Below are 17,608 nucleotides of genomic sequence, written 5' to 3' on the forward strand. Positions count from 1 at the left end.
AACCGCCACATCAGGCGAACCAACCATGTTTGCTGAAAACCTCAATAGCCGGTCCGCCAGTAGAATATCGTTGTGTTGATTGCACCATCGCGAAGGGTATGCACCATGCGTCGAGCGGTTCGTTATCTATCCGTTATGGTGGCGATCACGACCACATGCACGCTGGGAAGCGGCGCCCGCGCAGTGGCGGCGATCCCACTTCCCCAGCCGGTTCCCGCCGTTGCCTCGGTTTTGCCGGCTAACGGCGCGGTCGTGGGGGTGGCGCACCCAGTGGTGGTGACGTTCATGGCACCGATCAGGGATCGAGGCGCCGCCGAGCGGTCGATCCACGTCGCGTCGCCGAGCAACACGCCCGGACACTTCGAGTGGGTCGAGAACAACGTCGTGCAGTGGGTGCCGAACCGGTACTGGCCCGCCCACACCCACGTCTCGGTGGGCATTCAGGCACTGACCACGGGATTCGACACCGGTGACGCATTACTCGGTGTTGCCAGCATCTCCGGTCACACCTTCACCGTCAGCCGGAACGGAGAAGTGCTGCGCACCATGCCCGCGTCGATGGGTAAGCCCAGCCGGCCCACACCCATCGGCAACTTCACCGCCCTGGAAAAGCAGCGCACCGTGGTCATGGACTCGCGCACCATCGGCATCCCGCTGAGCTCGCCCGAGGGGTACAAGATCACCGCCTCATATGCGGTTCGCGTCACGTGGAGCGGCGTCTACGTGCACTCGGCGCCCTGGTCGGTTGACTCACAGGGTTACGCCAACGTCAGTCATGGCTGCATCAACCTCAGTCCCGATAATGCCGCCTGGTATTTCAACCAGGTGAATGTGGGCGACCCCATCCAGGTCGTCGCGTAGGTGCGTGCCCGCGCCCTCGGCTTCGGGCCAGTGTGACAACCGTCACAGCCATCGAACGGAAGACTGGCCCGTGACGGTGGGTTCCCGCTAGACGAGGATCGAACGGGAGGCTGGCCATGACCGGTGATGCGGAACAACAAGAATCCACCGTCGCGGGTTCGATCAGCCCGGCGCGGGAGCGGGTTGACAACCGCATTCGCCAACTGGACGCGACGGACGAACAGTTCCGCAGCACGAAACCGAATCCGGCACTGCAACGAGCGGCGCGCGAACCGGAGCTTCGCCTGACACAGATCCTGCGGACCTTCGTCGACGGCTATGCCGACCGCCCGGCGCTGGGTTGGCGAGCGCGGTCGCTGGTCACCGATCCCGCAACCGGCCGCACCACCGCGCAGTTACTCCCCCGGTTCGACACCCTCAGCTACCGCGACCTGTGGGCCAACGTGGGTGCGATCGCCAGCGCCTGGCGGCACGACGCGGCCGATCCGGTGACGCCTCAAGACTTCGTCGCCACAGTGGGTTTCGCCAGTGCGGAGTACCTGACCCTCGATCTGGTGTGCGCCTACCTCGGCCTGGTTGCGGTGCCGCTGCAGCACAACGCGGCGGCATCACGGTTGCAACCGATCGTCGCCGAGGTCGAGCCGCGGGTGCTCGCGGCGGGCGCCGGCTACCTGGACTTGGCCGTCGAGGCGGCGCTGGGCAGCACGTCGTTGCGGCGCTTGGTGGTTTTCGACTACTCCCCCCAAATCGACGATCAGCGCCAGGCTTTGGAGCGCGCCCGCGCGAAGCTGTCCGCGGCGGGGATGGCGGTGAGGATCGAGACGTTCGACGAGTTGATCGAACGAGGTCGCGGCCTGCCGCCCGAGCCCGCGTATACCGGCGACACCGACCAGCGCCTGGCCATGATCATGTATACATCGGGCAGCACCGGACTGCCCAAGGGTGCCATGTACACCGAGCGCATGCTGTGCAAGCTGTGGACCAACGAGTTGATGCCCGACTTCGCGGACACCCCGGTGATCAACGTCAACTTCATGCCGCTCAACCACCTCGGTGGCCGGATACCGCTGTCGACCGCGTTCCAAGCGGGCGGCACCAGTTACTTCGTGCCCGAAAGTGACCTCTCCACGCTGTTCGAAGACTGGAACCTGGTGCGCCCCACCGAAATGGGGTTGGTGCCGCGGGTGGCGGAGATGCTGTACCAGCGCTACCAAAGCGCCGTCGACCGGCGGGTCTTCCAGGGAACCGACCGGGCATCCGCCGAGGCCGAGGCGCAGGTCGAGTTGCGCGAGCAGGTCTTGGGCGGCCGCATCATCACCGCGTTCTGCGGCACCGCGCCGCTTGCGGCGGAGATGCGCGGGTTCGTGGAGAGCTGCCTGGACGTGCACGTCCTCGACGGCTACGGCCTGACCGAGGTCGGGATGGTGACCAAGGATGGCCGGATCGCCGCGCCGCCGGTTCTGGGGTACAAGCTCATCGACGTTCCCGAGCTGGGTTATTTCCTTACCGACAAGCCTTTTCCGCGCGGCGAGCTGCTGGTCAAATCGCTCACCGCCACGCCCGGATACTTCAAGCGTCCGGACGTCACCGCCAACGCCTTCGACGAACAAGGCTACTACCGGACCGGGGACGTGATGGCCGAGCTGGAGCCCGGCCGGCTCGCGTACGTCGACCGTCGCAACAACGTATTGAAGCTCGCCCAAGGCGAATTCGTCGCCGTCGCCCGCCTGGAGGCCGTCTTCAGCAGCGCGGCCCTGGTCCGCCAGATCTTCGTCTACGGCAACAGCGAACGCCCGTATCTGTTGGCCGTGGTGGTAGCGACCGCCGACGCGCTGGACAGGTTCACCGGTGACCCCGACGGGCTCAAGGCCGCCCTGCACGAATCACTGCGCCAGTCAGGCAGACTCGCCGAGCTGCAGTCCTACGAGGTGCCTGTCGACTTTCTCGTCGAGGCTGAGCCGTTCAGCGAGGACAACGGGCTGCTGTCCGGCGTGGGCAAGCTGCTCAGGCCGAAACTCAAAGAGCACTACGGCGAGCGGCTCGAGCAGTTGTATGCGGACCTGGCCGCCAACCGGGTGACCGAGCTGCGGGCGCTGCGCGAGGGCGCGGCCGACCGCCCGGTCATCGACACGCTCGTTCGCGCCGCCGAAGCGCTGCTCGGCCTGGCCGGCGGCCCACCCGAACCCGATGCGCTGTTCATCGAACTCGGCGGAGATTCCCTGTCGGCCTTGACCTTCTCCAACCTGCTGCAGGACATCTTCGACGTCGAGGTGCCGGTGGGCATGATCATCGGCCCGGCCACCGATTTAGGCCGGCTCGCGGAATACGTTGAGGCCGAACGCCGAACGGGATCCGGGCGGACGACATTCGGGTCGGTGCACGGGCGGGATGCCACCGAGGTCCGCGCCGCCGACCTCACACTTGACAAGTTCATCGACACGAGAACATTGTCCGACGCCCCGGCCCTGCCGCGAGCCACCGGCACGCCGCACACTGTCCTGTTGACCGGCGCCAACGGATATCTGGGCCGCTTCCTCTGCCTGGAATGGATGGAGCGGCTCGCCGAGACGGGCGGAACATTGGTCTGCATCGTGCGGGGCACCGACGCCGCGGCCGCCGCCAAGCGACTGGAGGATGTCTACCGCAGCGGAGATCCGCATCTGGTCGAACGCTTCCGCGAGCTCGCGGCCGATCATCTCGAGGTGATCGCCGGCGATATCGGTGAGCCGAACCTGGGGCTGGACCAGGCGACGTGGGACCGGCTGGCCCGCACCGTGGACTTGATCGTCCACCCGGCGGCGCTGGTCAATCACGTCCTACCCTACGAGCAGCTGTTCGGGCCGAATGTCGTTGGCACCGCCGAAGTTATCCGCATGGCGATCACCACCCGCATCAAACCGGTGACCTACCTGTCAACCGTTGCCGTGGCCATGTCCGTCGATCCGGCCGACTTCGAAGAGGACGGCGACATCCGCACGATCAGCCCGGTCCGGCCGGTCGAGGCCAGCTACGCCAACGGGTACGCCAACAGCAAGTGGGCGGGCGAGGTACTGCTGCGCGAGGCACACGACCTGTGCGAACTGCCCGTCGCCGTGTTCCGGTCCGACATGATCCTCGCCCACAGCCGCTACGCCGGACAGCTGAACGTGCCCGATGCCTTTACGCGGTTGATCTTCAGCCTGCTCGTCACCGGCATCGCGCCGTCGTCGTTCTACGAAACCACCGACACCGGTGGCCGGCCCGTCGCACATTACGACGGGCTGCCCGCCGACTTCGTGGCCGAGGCGGTGACCGCGCTCGGTGAGCAGATCGCGACCGCCGCCGACGACACGGGATCTGCCGGGGTGTTTCGGTCCTATGACGTGATGAATCCGCACGACGACGGAATCTCCCTGGACGTGTTCGTGGACTGGCTGATCGCCGACCGTCACGACATCCGGCGCATCGACAACTACGACGAGTGGCTCGCCCGCTTCGGCACCGCGCTTCGGGCCCTACCGGACAAGCAGCGCCAACAGTCCGTCCTGCCGTTGCTGGACGCTTACCGGAGGCCGGAGAAACCGCTGCGCGGCGCGCCGGCCCCGACCGAGGGGTTCCGGAGAGCTGTCCAAGCCGCCAAACTCGGTGCGGACAAAGACATTCCGCATCTGTCGGCGGACCTGATCGCCAAGTACGTTTTCGATCTGCGGTTGCTCGGCCTGCTGTAGCCGCGGCGGGCCTACCCGGGCAGACCTTTCTTGATGGCGGCATCCTGCTTGCGCCCGATGTCGGCGGCCATGTCCGGATCGATCGGATCGCCAGGTGTGCTGTGGAATTCGAGATTGACCAGCGCCTTGCCCTCGCTGAACAGCAACACCGTCACCGCTTGCCCGTTGTCGGGCGACGTGCCGGAGATCATGGTCCCGTTGGAGCCGACGTCTATCGGCCGCCACGTGCCGTTGATCTTGCCCGCGTAATTGGCCCTGGTCCTGTCGATTCCGGCCGCGGCCGTCGCGGGGTCGGCGACGACCAGGATGCTGTCGCCGATCCGCCGGCTGTTGTCGGCGCTCGCGAACAGCTGCGCCACCCCGGGCGCATTGTTGGGGTTCAGCACCGGCGGCTGCGGCGCGGTGAGATCGCCGCCGATGTCGGTCGGCTTGATCAGTAGTGTGCTGTAATCCGTGGGTTGCCCTGGCGACGGACTGGCCACGCTGGAACCGGTGGAGCGTGCGGCGGAACTCGAATCGGTCGGGGACGCGTTGTTGCTGCCACCGCAGCCGGCGAGCGCCGCGCCAGCCACTACGGCGGCGAGCGCCCACCCGACACCGGAGATCCGAGCAACCTTCATGGGCGTTCCTTCCGCGTTCTGGCCGGCGGCGCATTCGCGCATGCGCGACCCACGCCGGAAACTGGATACCCATTTTCCAGTGCCTATGCTGGCGTGGGAGGTCATGAGCGCTGCGGGGAGGAGATCGAGATGACGGCTGCGACTGCGCGCGCCGTTCGGTTCGACCGGTACGGCGGCCGCGAGGTGTTGTACGTGGCGGACATCGACATGCCAACCCCCGCGCCCGGTGAGGTGATCGTCGAGATCCGCGCCGCCGGGATCAACCCCGGTGAGGCCGCCATCCGAGCCGGGGCGATACACGAGATGTTTCCCGCGACGTTTCCCTCCGGCGAGGGCAGCGACCTCGCCGGCGTGGTGACCACGCTGGGCCCCGGGGTAACCGAATTCGCGGTCGGCGACGAGGTTTTGGGGTTCAGCTTGCGCCGCTCCAGCCACGCGACCCATGCCGCGGTGCCGGCCGGCCAGCTGATTCGCAAACCGGCCCAACTCAGTTGGGAGATCGCGGGTTCGCTCTATGTGGTCGGCGTGACCGCGTACGCGGCCGTCCGAGCGGTGGCGCCGCAACCGGGTGAGACCGTGGCCGTCTCGGCGGCGGCGGGCGGAGTGGGCAGCCTCGTCGTACAACTGCTGGCCCTGCGCAAGGCGCGCGTGCTCGGCATCGCCGGACCCGGCAACGCCGACTGGCTGCGGGCTCATGGCGCCACCCCGATCCCCTATGGCGACGGCCTGGCCGATCGGCTGCGCGAGGCGGCGCCCACCGGCATCGACGCATTCATCGACCTGTTCGGGCCCGACTACGTGCAGCTCGCCGTCGACCTCGGTGTCGCACCCGAACGAATCGACACCATCATCTCGTTCCAAAAGGCCGGTGAAGTCGGCGCCAAAACCGAAGGCAGCGCCGAAGCGTCGACGCCGGAGGTGCTGGCCGAGATGGCCGGCCTCGTCGTCAGCGGCGCCATCGATTTCGAGATCGCCGCCACCTATCCGCTGGATCGAGTCGCCGACGCCTACGAGCAATTGGAAAAGCGCCACACTCGCGGCAAAATCGTTCTGCTGCCCAATGTTTCACAGTGAGGCGGCCCGGCCCGCCCGGTAAGCGGGGCCCGGAATCCGCCGCCACGTGCGCCCACGAGGCCCGTGCCCGCCCGATGCGACGGCCCCGGGGAAACACGGGCGTCATGGTGTTCTGGTGGAATCCGTCACCGCCGGTCGCCGGTCGAGGCGTGCCCGCCCAGCGATGCGGTGACGACGGCGATCGGCATCCGTGACACGTAGAGGTTGGCCCGCTCCTGCGGAGTCAGGGTGGTCCGCGCGTGTACCTTGCCGGCCAACAACCGCGCCGAGCGCAGCAACGCCCGTCCGCGCCCACCGGTCCGGCCGGCAACGCGGTGTGTGACAACAAAAGCCATGATCTTCTCCTTTGTGGAGGCCCGATCGGTTCAGCTCATGGCGCGGGTCAGGGGCGACTCGCGGGCACACATTGCGCGCGAATCACTGAAACACCGTGAAAGCTCAAGCGGCAGAGGAAATGCCGGAACCGGATCGGGACAAGACGGAATTGGGATACGGACTATCGCTTGGACTGGTCTCGCTCATCTCGCCCTCACCTCCTCACGGCCACGACACACGCGGGTGTCACATTTCACCTGAAACGCGAGAGGCACGAATGCCGGCGACGTGCCGGCCGATGCACCCCTCTCGTCGGAGCTTCGGCACTGCACGGCGTATCCGAGACTTAACCAACGGTCAGTCCGGAAGCCACTTGGGCTCAACCCTTGGGTCCGGGAAGAGCTGTCCTGACCCGGGGCGTCTCTCGACGTTCGGGGTCAGTGGCCTGTGTCCATGCAGACGCCTCACCTACCGAGGTGCTTGCGAAACCCTTTCTACACCGCGGTCCAGGACCCGTCAAACTGATTGACATATCCGTTACGGCAGCTCACCGCCGCTTCGAGTCGCGCGCGGCCGGTCACCCGCCGCCGGCGCCTACCCTCGACAGCATGGCCAACACTCTGCAAGATCCGAAGGTCGCGAGCGTGCTCGACCGCATGTATACCGAAGCGAAGAACCAGATGTCGCTGTTACGTCAGCGGCATGGCGACTTCGACCGGCCGATGACGGCGCAGGAGCGCGCCGACGCGATGAGCGAGTTCTACATTCCGGTCACGCCTGAAGCGGGCCGGCTGCTCTACGCCCTGGTGCGCGCGACCCGTCCGGCGACGGTCGTCGAGTTCGGGATGTCGTTCGGCATCTCCGCGCTGCATCTGGCGTCCGCCGTGCGGGACAACGGCACCGGGCGGGTGGTGACGACCGAGCTCAACGACACCAAGATCGCCGCCGCGCGGCGGACGTTCGCCGAAACCGGCCTGGACGATGTGATCACCATCCTGGAAGGGGACGCGCTGAGCACGCTGGCCGGTCTGGACGGGCCGATTGACTTTGTCTTGCTGGACGGTTGGAAGGACCTGTATCTGCCGGTGATCGAGCTGCTCGAACCGCGCCTGTCGACGGGGGCGTTGGTGGTCGCCGACAACACCAGCGCCGCGGACACCCAGCCGTACCTGGATCGGGTGCGCAATCCCGCGAACGGTTACGTCAGTTTCAACTTCGCGGTCCGGGACAGCGACAGCATGGAAATCAGCTGCCGCACCGGCGATTAAGGCCCTATCGCAGGGATTCCTCGAGCCACGGCGTCAACCACTTCACCCCTTCGGGGGTGAGGTGCACGCCGTCGCTGCGAACCTTGATGCCGTCGACCTTGGCGGTGTAAACCCCGTCCGGACAAAGCTTTTTGTTGAGGTCCAGGATTTGCACGTTCGGATGGTGGCTGACCGTCTTGCGCAGCATGGTGTTCCACAGGTTCACCCGGTCGGGCTGGTCTTCCGGATACAGCCGGCCGTCCGGCTTTTCGCCGCCCCTGCTGTACGGCACGGTGGCGACCACCACCCGAACGCCGGTGGAGCTGACGATGTTCAGCGCCCGGTCCAGCTCGGCGTTGAGGTACGCGTCGAAGGTGGGGTCGCCGATGTGGGTCCATTGCCCCTCGTTGACGCGGTCGACGGTTTCCCAGCGGCCGACGATCAGCAGCGCGACGTCGGGCTGGTCCTGGGCGACCTGCTTTGACCATCGGATCGGCCAGCCGTCGCATTCGGCTCTCTGCTCCAGGGTTTGGCCGATGTAGCGATACGGCGTGCCGCGCACCAGGCTGCAGCCGATGACGGTGTGGTCGAGAAACGCGAATCCCGGTGTGGGTGGCAGGTAGTGCATCCACGTCCACCCGATCGAATCGCCGAACACCGAAACGGTGAACGGCCGGTTGGGATCCCGGGGACCGGCCGGGCGGCTGCCACCCGGCGGGGACGGGGACACCGCGGCGACGGCCGAGACCCCCGGTGGGAGGCCGGCCTCACGCAGGCCGGGCCCGGTCCCCACCGGGACGACGAGCAGGGTCACCGCGGCGGCGCTGGCAACGGCCGCGGCCGCCAGCGGCCACCGCGTCGTCCGCGCCGGCCGCCAGCGCCGGATGGGTTGCTCGATCAGCCACCAGGATGCCGCGGCCAGCACCACCGTCGCGCCGCACCGGGCGGCGAACAATGGCAGCCCGCTCCACCCGGTGCGTTCGCCGTTGAGCGCCAGGAAGATCGGCCAGTGCCACAGATACACGCCGTAGGAGATGGTGCCCAGCCACACCAGGGGTGGCGCGGCCAGGAAGCGGGCGACCCATCCCCGCTGCTCCAGCGCCACCGGCGCCACCACGAGGACGGCGGCGATCGCGACCCCGATGAGCAGACCATGGCGGAACTCGCCGCTAGTGCCGGTGGCGTAGTGCGTCGCCGCCGCCAGGCCCGCCAGGCCGGCGAGCGGCAGAACACGGGCGACCCGCCGAGCCCACCGGGTCCGGATCAGGCACCAGCCCCGGTTCAGTGACGGCCAGTCGCGCACCAGCAGGGCCGCCGCCGCGGCCCCGGTCAGCAGCGCCTGCGCGCGGGTGTCGGTGCCGAAATAGACACGGTCGCGCGTGTCGTCGGACACCATCACGATGGCTACGGCGGCCGAAGCCAGCGCCCCCGCGGTGGCGATGACGAACGTGGCGAAGCGGACCCCGCCCACGGTGGCCCGGGTGGAGCGGCGCCTGGCTCGCGCGGCCAGCAGCAGCGTCACCGCGATCAGCAGCACCGGCCAGACGAAGTAGTACTGCTCCTCGACCCCGAGTGACCAGGTGTGCTGCAGCGGCGAGGGCGGGGCACCCTGCGTGAAGTAGTCGGTCTTCTGGGCGACGAACCGCCAGTTCGCCATCCACACGAAAGCCGCGATCGCGTCGTCGCGCAGGCCGGTGAGGGACCGATCGGGCAGCAGCTGGCGGGCCGCCGCCACCGTGAGGACCATCAACATCAGGGCCGGCAGCAACCGGCGCGCACGGCGAATCCAGAAGCCGGTCAGCTCAATACGGCCGGTGCGTCCCAGCTCGTCCAAAAGCAGCGAGGTGATCAGGAACCCGCTGAGCACGAAGAAGACGTCGACGCCGATGAATCCGCCACTCACACCGGGGATGCCGCCGTGCCCGACCAGCACCAGCGCAACCGCTATCGCGCGTAGCCCATCGAGTGCGGGAATGCCGCTGCGCCGCTCCGGCTTGTCCCAGATCGCCAGCCGACCGGCCCTGCGCACGGGAGCGACCCAGCGAGCCTGCCGAGCACGACGGGCCGGCGCGGGATGGGTCCCGCCCGGCTCAGCGCTCGCGGTTAGCGCGCCCTGACCACCATGTCGCCCGGCGCCATAGTTGATGCCGATACGTCGCTGCCCCTCCTCTTGATCGGAGCCAGCTTAAAGGCGATGCGGCCGGATCGACCGGAGACACGCGAAGACCCGCTTCGCTTTTCGCCGGTGCCGGGCGTGTTATACGGGCCCGGCCGGTTTCACGTCGGCGTTCACGTCGACGAGGGCCAGCCCGAGCTCTTCGAGCACCTCGTCGGTGTCCCCGCCGAGCTCCGGGGCCGGCCCGGCGACGCGGCCCGGCGTGCGGGAGAACCAGGTCGGCACACCGGGGAACCGCACCGGGCCGTGCGGCGTGGGCACGGTCTCGAAAAAGCCGATGGCGTCGAGATGCTCGTCGTCGAACAGGGTCGCCGGGCTGGACAGCGACGCGGCCGGGATCTCGAGTTCGCGGAACAGATCCAGCCACTCCTGCGTCGTCCGCTGCGCCATCGTTTCGGCCAGCAGCGCGTACACGGCGTCGATCTGGCGCGCGCGCCGCTCGAGTGTGGCGTACAGATCGCTCTGCCAGGGGGGCCGCACCGCGTCCATGAAGGCGGCCCAATGCTTGTCGTTGTAGATCAGCGCGGCGATGAAGCCGTCGCTGGTGCGGTACGGCCGCCGGTTCGGCGCCACCGTCCGCGGATACACCGCGGGGCCCAGGGGCGGATCGAACATGGCGCCGTTGGCGTGCTCGACGAGCATGAAGGACGCCATCGTCTCGAACATGCCGACTTCGACCTCTTGTCCCTCGCCGGTGCGCTCGCGATGGAACAACGCCATCATGGTGGCGTAGAGCGCGGTGAGGCCGGCGACCTTGTCGGCCATGATCGTGCCGACGTAATTGGGTTCACCCGTCAATTGCTCCTGGACGAACGGCAACCCGCACGCGGCCTGGATGGTGTCGTCGTAGGCGGGCAGGTCCCGGTTGGGGCCGCGCCGGCTGTAGCCGTAGCAGTTGGTGTAGACGATCGCCGGATTGATCGCCGCCACCTCGTCGTAGCTGAACCCGAGCCGGGCAACCGCTTTGGAGCGCATCGAGTGGATGAAGACGTCGGACCGCTCGATGAGCGCGCGCAGGACGGCCTTGCCCGAGTCCGACTGCAGGTCGACGGTGATCCCCCGCTTTCCGCGGTTGACGTTGACGAAGACGCCGCCCATGCCCCGGGCCGGCCCGACCGACACATAACGCGTGTCGTCGCCTTGCGGGGGCTCGACCTTGATGACGTCGGCACCCATATCGGCCATGATTTGTGTGCAGTAGGGACCCATCACCATCGCGGTGAGGTCGACGACGCGCACGCCCGCGAGCGGGCCGCCGCGCTGGCCGGCGCCGCCGCTAGGCATTGCGCGCGCCTTCCTTGCGCGCTGCGGTTTCGAAGCTGTAGCGGATGTGGCCGCCGTGACCGTCCGGCACGACGGGAAAGACCAGTGGCGCAGCCAGATACCGGATGGCATCGATTTGCTCGGCCACGTCCTCGATCGACCACGACGGTCGGTGCACGCCGGGGGTCTCGGCGATCACCGCGCGGGCGACGCGACCGGCGATGGCAATCAGGATTTCGCCGTTGACCGGGCAGCTTTCGTGCGCCAGCAAGCCCACCACGGGCGCGACCAGTTCGGTGCCCATCGGCGGATAGGCCGAGATGTCCAGTCCCTCGGCCATTCTCGTCACCGCCGACGGCGCGATGACGTTGCAGAACACCCCGTCGGCCGCGCCTTCCAGCGCGGTGACGTTGGACAGACCGAGCAGGCCGGCCTTGGCGGCGGCATAGTTCGCGACGCCGTGGTTGCCATACAGGCCGCCGATCGACGAGGTCAGCACGATGCGGCCGTAGTGGGCGTCGCACATGAGCGGGAACGCCGGCCGCACGACGTGGAAGGCGCCCCGCAGATGAACGTCGATGACGGCGTCGAAGTCCTCGTAGCTCATCTCCTTCAAGGATCCCCGCCGGACGTTGCCGGCGTTGTGGATCAGGACGTCGACGCGCCCGTAGTTGTCCAGCGCTGCTTGGATGATCGCCTGGCCGCCCTGCGGCGTGGTGACCGACTCGGTGCACGCGACCGCGTCGCCACCGGCCGCCCGGATCTCGCTCACCACATCATGCGCGGGACCGGCGTCGGCGCCTGCGCCGGTCAGCGCGCCGCCCGTGTCGTTGACCACGACCTTGGCGCCGCGGGCCGCCAACAGCAGCGCGTACTCGCGGCCCAGTCCCCGGCCGGCGCCGGTCACCACCGCCACCCGATCGTCGAATCTCAGTTCCGCCATCACGATCCCAGTACTAGGCCGTCCAGGTCGCCCCTGTCACGCCATTCGGCCAGCAGGTCGCTGAAGGCGTAGAACCCCGGCCCGTACGGTTCACCGAGGTGCGAGCGGATACCCTCGCCTCCGCCGCCACCTTCGTTGTTGTAATAGCCCGGCGTGCACTCCGAGTCGAATTGGCTGGTGTCGATCGCCGTGTCCCTGATGGTTTGGCACCATTGGTCCTGGGCGGCCTCGCTGGGTTCGACGGTGGTCGCGCCGCGGGCCAGGGCCTCGGAAATGAGGTAGGCAATGTGCTCGCCCTGCAACTCATAGTTGGCGGCGATGTTCGCGGAGATGCCCACCTGGGTGAACCCGGTGAAGAACTGGTTGGGAAAGCCGCGGCTGGTCATCCCGTGCAACGTCTTGTACCCGTCGCGCCAGTAGTCGAAGAGCGACACCCCGCCGCGGCCTTCGATCGCGTCGATGGAGTACCGGCGGCTGATCTCGGTCGTGATCTCGAAGCCGCTGGCGTAGATGATGCAGTCGACCTCGTACTCGATGCCGTTGGCCACCAATCCCTTTGCGGTCGCCCGCTCGACTCCCTTGCTGGCCGAAACGTCGACCAGGGTCACATTGGGGCGGTTGAAGGTCTGCAGGTATTCGTCGTTCGTGGTCGGTCGCTTGCACAGGAACCGGTAGTAGGGCTTGAGCGCTTCGGCGGTTTCGGGGTTCTCGACCAAACTCTCGACCCTGCGCCGCAACCGCTCCATCACTTTGAAGTCTTCCTCGTCACGGATGGCCATGAACTGTTCCGGTGTCATCGCGGCGGGATCGGCCAGCGCGAGGACGCGCGCCGCGGTGTTGCGGCCCAACTCGGTCCAGAAATCGCAGACCAGATCCGGCTGGCCCAGCGCCATCCCCTCGAATGTCCAGGCGTGGAAGTTGCGCTGCCGCTCCTTCTGCCAGCCCGGCTTCAGCGTCTTCACCCACTCCGGATCGGTCGGCGCGTTGTTGCGCGCACCCACCGAAGAGGGCGTGCGCTGAAAGACGTACAGCTGCTTGGCGTGCCGGCCCAGGAATGGCACGACCTGGATCGCCGTCGCCCCGGTGCCCACCACCGCGACGCGTTTGTCGGCGAGCTTGTCCAACCCACCCGACGTGTCCCCGCCGGTGTACTCGTAGTCCCAGCGCGAGGAGTGAAAGCTGTGCCCCTTGAAGTCGTTGATCCCCGGTATGCCGGGCAGCTTGGGCCGGTGGAACGGTCCCGAGGCCATCACGACGAAGCGGGCCCGGATGTCGTCGCCGCGGTCCGTGCTGATCCGCCACCGCTTGCCGGTCTCGTCCCAGTGCAGCTCGCGGACCTGGGTGGAGAAGATGGCCGAGTCGTAGAGCCCGTAGTGCTTGCCGATGCGCCGGCAGTGGTCGTAGATCTCGGCACCGTCGGCGAACTTCTTCGACGGGATGAAGTTGAGCTCCTCGAGAAGCGGCACGTAGCAATAGGACTCGTTGTCGCACTGAATGCCCGGGTATCGGTTCCAATACCAGACCCCGCCGAAGTCGCCACCCAGCTCGATGATGCGAACGTCTTCGACGCCCGCCTTCTTCAGGTAGGCGCCACACAGCAGGCCACCGAAGCCGCCGCCGATCACGGCGACGTCGATGTCCGCCGAGATCGGCTCTCGCACCAACGGCGGTGAGTGCGGGTCGGTTTCGTAATATCCCGCGAAGTCGTCGACCAGTTCGACGTACTGCTTGGATCCTTCCGGGCGCAGCCGCTTCTCGCGCTCCCGGCGGTACTTCTCGCGCAGCGCCTCGAAGTCGACGTCGTCCGGGGTTTGCGATGGCGGGCAATCCGGGTTCGTCATGCCAGGGCGTTCTCCGGCAGTGCCGCGGCGTGCAGGGGCGCGTCCATCTTCTGCACGGCGGGCAGCACCTCCTTGGCGAACAGTTCGGTGCTGGCCATCGCTTCGGCGTAGGGCATGGTGCCGAACTGCGGGACGATCGTCAGCTCCGCGAACGAGCACGCCTCCTGGGCCGCCTTGATCCGGTTGAAGATCTCCTCCGGCGTGCCGATCAGCAGGTTCGACGCGTGGTACCCGGGCGTCTTCGACGGGCCGGCCTTGGCGTCACCGGTCACGGACGACGCGAGGACGGCCGTCGCGGTGGCCTCTCGCGCGGCGTAGGCCTCGTAACCCTTGACGCCCTTGAAGTTCGAGGCGTCGGCGAACCCGTAGTGCACGGTGACGTCGCGGTTGGCCGTCCAGATCCACTCCTCGGATGCGGCGGGGTCACCGGTGGTGCAGTACATGAACATCACGTTCTTGGGCTGGCAGGGCGGCAGGCCCTCCTCCTTGCGGAACGTGTTGACCTTCTGCACTTCCCGTCCGGCGTCCTCGATCGGCTTGTTGCCGACGAAGAGCGGGACCATGCCGCGGCGGGCCAGGATCTCCAGCGACTCAGCGGTCGAGGACGAGCTGTAGATGCGTGAAAAGAGGTCGCTGCTGAGCGGTTCGGGGCGTAGCGACATTTCGGGGACCTTGAAGATCTCGCCGTCGTAGGAGAACCGATCGCCGGAGAACGCCAGCTGCAGGATGTCGAGGGTCTCGTTGAACCGCTGCCTGCTCTCCTCCCGCGGCACGCCGACGGCGTCGAACTCTCCCTTCGAGACGCCTCGACCGATGCCGATCGTGGTGTAACGGCCGTTGGACAGGATGTCGAGGTAGGCGATCTGGTGCGCGAGCCGGATGGGATGCCACCACGGCGCGACGACGACGAAGGTGCCCAGGCCGACCCGCTCGGTGCGGCCGGCGAAATAGCTCAGCGCCTGAATGGGGTTGGGCGTCATGCCATATGGGGTCCCGCAATGCTCGGGCATCCAGATGCCGTCGAACCCGAGCGGCTCGGCCAGGTCGGCGATCGCCAGGGTCGCCTGGACGCATTCCCAGTCCGGGGTGGCCGGCGGCCGGCTGAAGTCTTCGGCCAGCACGCGCTCCCAGTCGTGGGAGTTGTGCGCGCCGAAACCAAGATTGACCTTCATCGTTGCATCTCCGTTGCTAGTTCCTTCGGGGCACCGCTGCCCAGGTAACGGGCGAGGTTGCGGTGCAGGTTGGCGGTGCTGCGTTCCATGTACGGGTTGGGCTTGGGGCCGCGGAAGCCGTACGACTTCATGCCTTTCTGGACGGCGGCCATGTTGGAGAAGTCCTGCGGCAGCACGCTGCGCCAGTTCGGGTCATCCGGCGGCGCGTACACCCATTCGGTTTGCGGCTCTTCGCCTTTGGGGTAGAGCTCGTAGCACGAGGCTTCGAAGATGCACTTGTCGGGGTCGTAGCCGAAGGGCCGGGCGCTGTAGCACAGCGCCGTGGTCAGGCCCTGGCCGATCTGGAAGTTCGGGAAGATCTGCCACGCGGTACCACTCTTGGCCAGGTGTTCGGGGTCGATGGTCGGCCACTCGACGCCACGCGCCGCGTCGTCACGTCGCGCCGAGGACAGCCAGTGCTCGAGTACCCGACCGGCGGGGGTGTCCGCGGGCAGCTCGTCGACCAGCCGCCGCGCCGCCTCCACCAGGGTCTTGGTGGTGGTGGCGTTGGTTTCCTCCAGCGTGTAGATCTGCATCTCCGCCGTCGAGATCCGCGGGTCCGCACCGGTTCCCAGGCGGATCTTCGATTTGGTCTCTTCGAGCCCCTTGGGCGCGTCGTAGCCGATGTTGCTGTGCTTGCCGTGCGCCATCGCCCAGCCGCGGAAGTTGCCGAATTTGTTGAACTGCGGATGGGTGGTGGCGACGTGGTAGGTCTCGTTGAAGGCCTCCATCGCGACCTTCCAATTGCATTCGAAATGCAGCCATTTGCGCCATTTGCAGCGCATGTCCTGCAGGCGGAACGGGTCGAGCATGGTCGCGGCGGGCTCGAGGTAGTCCCGCAACGGTTCGCACGCCGGATCCATGTTGATCCAGACCCAGCCGCCCCAGGTGTCGACGTTGACCGGCGCCAGGTGGGTGTTCTCCGGCGTCAGGGCGCCCTGCCAGTCCTGCCGCTCGGGCACGTGGGTGCAGACGCCGTCCTGGTCGTAGGTCCAGCCGTGAAACCCGCAGACGAACGACTTCTTGTGGCCGCAAGCGTTTCTCGCGCCGTCCGGGGTGTCGACCAGCCTGCGCCCGCGGTGCATGCACACGTTGTGGTGCGCCTTGAGCGTGTCGGGTCCGGTGCGGATCACGACGACGGAGTCGTCCAGGATGTCGTAGGTGAGGTAGCTGCCGACCTTGGGCAGGTCTTCCACGCGCCCGACTTGCTGCCACACCTTGCGCCAGAGCTTGTCGCGCTCGGCGCGCAGGTATTCCTCGGAGAGGTACGCCTCCGCCGGGATCGTGACCGGCTCGGTCATCTCCTCGGGCGCGGCCGCGCCGTTCTGTGCCATCGGGCCCCTCGCTTTCTACCCGTCCCAGCGCGTGATCGCCGCGCGGAATGTGTCGTCCTTGAGGAACACCGAGGTGTTGTCGGCACCCAGGTGTCCCCACTTGAGGTTCAATCCGCCGTCCACCAACAGCGTTTGGCCGGTGATGTAGCTCGACAGGTCCGAGAGCAGGAACAGGACCGCACCGGCCACCTCCGCCGGCCGGCCGCGGCGTCCCATCGCGATGGCGCGGCGGTCTCGTTCGGGATCGGAGTCGACATAGGTGCCCGACGCCGGTGTCTCGGTCACGCCCGGCGCGACGGCGTTCACCCGGATCGGGGCCGCGCCGTCGGCCAGTTCGAGAGCCATGGTGCGGGTCGCCGCCACGATCGCGGCTTTGGCCGTGCCGTAGGCGATGTGGAAAGGCGCCGTGTTCATGCCGCTGATCGACGAGATCGACACGATGGAGCCCGCACGGTTGTGCCCCTTCAGTTCCGCGGCCACGGCCTGACTCATGAAGAACATCGTTTCGAGATTGCGGGTGAACAGGTCGCGCCAGTCGGTGCGCGTCACCCGTGTCGATGGCATCCACGTCGACGGGTCCGCGCCGCCGGCGACGTTGACCAGCCCGTGCAGTTCACCGTCGGCCCGCCGCACGGCGTCGATCGTGGCCCGCACACCGTCTTCGGTGGAGGCGTCGGCCGCGACGGGCACGACGGCGAGGCCCGCGGCCCGCAGCGGCCCGAGGTGCCGGTCGAGGTTGTCCTGCCCCCGGCTGACCGCGACCACGGTCGCGCCGGCCTCGGCGACCACGCGGGTGATGGTGGTCCCGATGCCGCCCCCCGCCGCGCCCGAGACCACGACGACGCGCCCGTCCAGGTTCAGCAGGCCGGTCGCCATCGGGTCAGCCAATTGTCCGGACAAGATAATGATGTGCACTCATCAGAGAGCATGATTCTCTCGCTTATGGCGGCCCGTCAAGTGCCGGCTCGAAACCGTCCGCGACTATTGTCTGGACCATTGATCGATTGCTAACGTGC

General features: G+C 67.4%; 13 protein-coding genes and 1 riboswitch. Of the genes, 4 read left to right on the plus strand and 9 right to left on the minus strand.

Annotated elements, in window-relative coordinates:
• Nucleotides 1–105: 105 nt before the first annotated feature.
• Together A5711_RS12650 and car are read left to right on the plus strand one after the other, a co-directional pair.
• Nucleotides 106–861 (plus strand): L,D-transpeptidase family protein, encoded by a 756-nt coding sequence (locus A5711_RS12650; RefSeq protein WP_067946909.1) that lies wholly within the window; start codon nucleotides 106–108, stop codon nucleotides 859–861.
• 116 nt (nucleotides 862–977) lie between these two features.
• On the plus strand, nucleotides 978–4,568 hold the full coding sequence (car, locus tag A5711_RS12655; RefSeq protein ID WP_082975721.1) for a carboxylic acid reductase: 3,591 nt from the start codon (nucleotides 978–980) through the stop codon (nucleotides 4,566–4,568).
• 11 nt (nucleotides 4,569–4,579) lie between these two features.
• On the opposite strand, the gene A5711_RS12660 is transcribed toward car, so the two are convergent.
• The gene (locus A5711_RS12660) at nucleotides 4,580–5,188 is read right to left on the minus strand and encodes a hypothetical protein (RefSeq protein WP_067946978.1); all 609 of its coding nucleotides are present in this window, start codon (nucleotides 5,186–5,188) and stop codon (nucleotides 4,580–4,582) included.
• A gap of 129 nt (nucleotides 5,189–5,317) precedes the next feature.
• Here A5711_RS12660 and A5711_RS12665 point away from each other — a divergent pair, with 129 nt between their 5' ends.
• A complete protein-coding gene (locus A5711_RS12665) occupies nucleotides 5,318–6,262 on the plus strand; it encodes an NADP-dependent oxidoreductase (protein ID WP_067946911.1) in 945 nt (314 codons plus the stop codon).
• A gap of 125 nt (nucleotides 6,263–6,387) precedes the next feature.
• On the opposite strand, the gene A5711_RS12670 is transcribed toward A5711_RS12665, so the two are convergent.
• Nucleotides 6,388–6,597 carry a hypothetical protein gene (locus tag A5711_RS12670; protein ID WP_067946913.1) on the minus strand — a complete coding sequence of 70 codons (210 nt, stop codon included), beginning with the start codon at nucleotides 6,595–6,597 and terminating at the stop codon, nucleotides 6,388–6,390.
• Nucleotides 6,598–6,874: 277 nt separating this feature from the next.
• Nucleotides 6,875–7,060: riboswitch (M-box (ykoK) riboswitch) on the minus strand.
• Between the two features lie 125 nt (nucleotides 7,061–7,185).
• Here A5711_RS12670 and A5711_RS12675 point away from each other — a divergent pair.
• The gene (locus A5711_RS12675; RefSeq protein WP_067946915.1) at nucleotides 7,186–7,845 is read left to right on the plus strand and encodes an O-methyltransferase; all 660 of its coding nucleotides are present in this window, start codon (nucleotides 7,186–7,188) and stop codon (nucleotides 7,843–7,845) included.
• Nucleotides 7,846–7,849: 4 nt separating this feature from the next.
• Here the strand turns inward: A5711_RS12675 and A5711_RS12680 are convergent, their stop codons facing one another.
• From A5711_RS12680 to A5711_RS12710, 7 genes are all read right to left on the minus strand, one after another.
• Entirely contained in the window at nucleotides 7,850–9,853 is a 2,004-nt protein-coding gene (locus tag A5711_RS12680) for an acyltransferase family protein (RefSeq protein WP_067946917.1), read from the minus strand.
• 228 nt (nucleotides 9,854–10,081) lie between these two features.
• On the minus strand, nucleotides 10,082–11,284 hold the full coding sequence (locus A5711_RS12685; RefSeq protein WP_067946919.1) for a CaiB/BaiF CoA-transferase family protein: 1,203 nt from the start codon (nucleotides 11,282–11,284) through the stop codon (nucleotides 10,082–10,084).
• Nucleotides 11,277–12,206, minus strand: a complete 930-nt coding sequence (locus tag A5711_RS12690; RefSeq protein WP_067946921.1) for an SDR family NAD(P)-dependent oxidoreductase — start codon at nucleotides 12,204–12,206, stop codon at nucleotides 11,277–11,279. The genes A5711_RS12685 and A5711_RS12690 overlap by 8 nt, the downstream gene beginning before the upstream one ends.
• The gene (locus tag A5711_RS12695) at nucleotides 12,206–14,047 is read right to left on the minus strand and encodes an NAD(P)/FAD-dependent oxidoreductase (RefSeq protein WP_067946923.1); all 1,842 of its coding nucleotides are present in this window, start codon (nucleotides 14,045–14,047) and stop codon (nucleotides 12,206–12,208) included. Before A5711_RS12695 ends, A5711_RS12690 begins: the two co-directional genes overlap by 1 nt.
• Nucleotides 14,044–15,219, minus strand: a complete 1,176-nt coding sequence (locus A5711_RS12700) for an LLM class flavin-dependent oxidoreductase (protein ID WP_067946925.1) — start codon at nucleotides 15,217–15,219, stop codon at nucleotides 14,044–14,046. The genes A5711_RS12695 and A5711_RS12700 overlap by 4 nt, the downstream gene beginning before the upstream one ends.
• Entirely contained in the window at nucleotides 15,216–16,559 is a 1,344-nt protein-coding gene (locus tag A5711_RS12705) for an SRPBCC family protein (RefSeq protein ID WP_231972001.1), read from the minus strand. Before A5711_RS12705 ends, A5711_RS12700 begins: the two co-directional genes overlap by 4 nt.
• 48 nt (nucleotides 16,560–16,607) lie before the next feature.
• Nucleotides 16,608–17,468, minus strand: coding sequence for an SDR family NAD(P)-dependent oxidoreductase (locus A5711_RS12710; protein WP_067946929.1), 861 nt, complete (start codon nucleotides 17,466–17,468; stop codon nucleotides 16,608–16,610).
• Nucleotides 17,469–17,608 lie beyond the last annotated feature (140 nt).

Origin of the sequence: Mycobacterium sp. E2238 (genome assembly GCF_001672665.1) — a bacterium.
Taxonomy (GTDB): domain Bacteria; phylum Actinomycetota; class Actinomycetes; order Mycobacteriales; family Mycobacteriaceae; genus Mycobacterium.

What these genes read in the sequence shown, in the direction of transcription:
- A5711_RS12675 (WP_067946915.1), top strand. Translation starts at nt 7,186, where the DNA reads ATGGCCAACACTCTGCAAGATCCGAAGGTCGCGAGCGTGCTCGACCGC.
- car (WP_082975721.1), top strand. Translation starts at nt 978, where the DNA reads ATGACCGGTGATGCGGAACAACAAGAATCCACCGTCGCGGGTTCGATC.
- A5711_RS12700 (WP_067946925.1), bottom strand. Translation starts at nt 15,219, where the DNA reads ATGAAGGTCAATCTTGGTTTCGGCGCGCACAACTCCCACGACTGGGAG.
- A5711_RS12685 (WP_067946919.1), bottom strand. Translation starts at nt 11,284, where the DNA reads ATGCCTAGCGGCGGCGCCGGCCAGCGCGGCGGCCCGCTCGCGGGCGTG.
- A5711_RS12705 (WP_231972001.1), bottom strand. Translation starts at nt 16,559, where the DNA reads ATGACCGAGCCGGTCACGATCCCGGCGGAGGCGTACCTCTCCGAGGAA.
- A5711_RS12665 (WP_067946911.1), top strand. Translation starts at nt 5,318, where the DNA reads ATGACGGCTGCGACTGCGCGCGCCGTTCGGTTCGACCGGTACGGCGGC.
- A5711_RS12670 (WP_067946913.1), bottom strand. Translation starts at nt 6,597, where the DNA reads ATGGCTTTTGTTGTCACACACCGCGTTGCCGGCCGGACCGGTGGGCGC.
- A5711_RS12695 (WP_067946923.1), bottom strand. Translation starts at nt 14,047, where the DNA reads ATGACGAACCCGGATTGCCCGCCATCGCAAACCCCGGACGACGTCGAC.
- A5711_RS12690 (WP_067946921.1), bottom strand. Translation starts at nt 12,206, where the DNA reads ATGGCGGAACTGAGATTCGACGATCGGGTGGCGGTGGTGACCGGCGCC.
- A5711_RS12650 (WP_067946909.1), top strand. Translation starts at nt 106, where the DNA reads ATGCGTCGAGCGGTTCGTTATCTATCCGTTATGGTGGCGATCACGACC.
- A5711_RS12660 (WP_067946978.1), bottom strand. Translation starts at nt 5,188, where the DNA reads ATGAAGGTTGCTCGGATCTCCGGTGTCGGGTGGGCGCTCGCCGCCGTA.
- A5711_RS12710 (WP_067946929.1), bottom strand. Translation starts at nt 17,468, where the DNA reads ATGGCGACCGGCCTGCTGAACCTGGACGGGCGCGTCGTCGTGGTCTCG.